The sequence below is a fragment of the Burkholderia sp. BCC1999 genome (assembly GCF_905339975.1).
Classification (GTDB): Bacteria; Pseudomonadota; Gammaproteobacteria; order Burkholderiales; family Burkholderiaceae; genus Burkholderia.
Genome location: NZ_CAJPHP010000071.1, coordinates 1 through 349, shown reverse-complemented (window position 1 = coordinate 349; position 349 = coordinate 1). Strand labels below are relative to the sequence as shown.

Sequence of the window (349 nt, the reverse complement as noted above, 5' to 3'; positions counted from 1 at the left end):
TACGACGATGCCCGTGGCGCGCGTGAGCTGCGCGAGCCGCTCGAGATCGTCGGCCGAGAACACGGTCGCGGTCGGGTTGTGCGGCGTGTTGACGATGATCATCCGCGTGCGCGGCGTGATGGCGGCCGCCACTTCGTCCCAGTTCACGCGGAAATGCTCGGGCGACAGCTTGATCGCGACCGGCGTCGCGCCCTGCAGGCGCACGATCGGCGCATAGCTGTCGAACGACGGCTCGAAGTAGATCACCTCGTCGCCCGGGTGCACGAGCGCGCTGATCGCCGCGTAGAGCCCTTCGCTCGCGCTCGCGATCACCGTGATCTCGGTGGCCGGGTCGTAGCGTGTGCCGTAT

The 349-nt window shown here is 68.2% G+C and carries 1 protein-coding gene; it reads right to left on the bottom strand.

Annotated features, from left to right (window positions below; translation table 11 throughout):
• Positions 1-349 (bottom strand): aminotransferase class I/II-fold pyridoxal phosphate-dependent enzyme (locus U5809_RS34605; protein WP_322089857.1); only part of this gene is annotated, 349 nt, incomplete at both ends.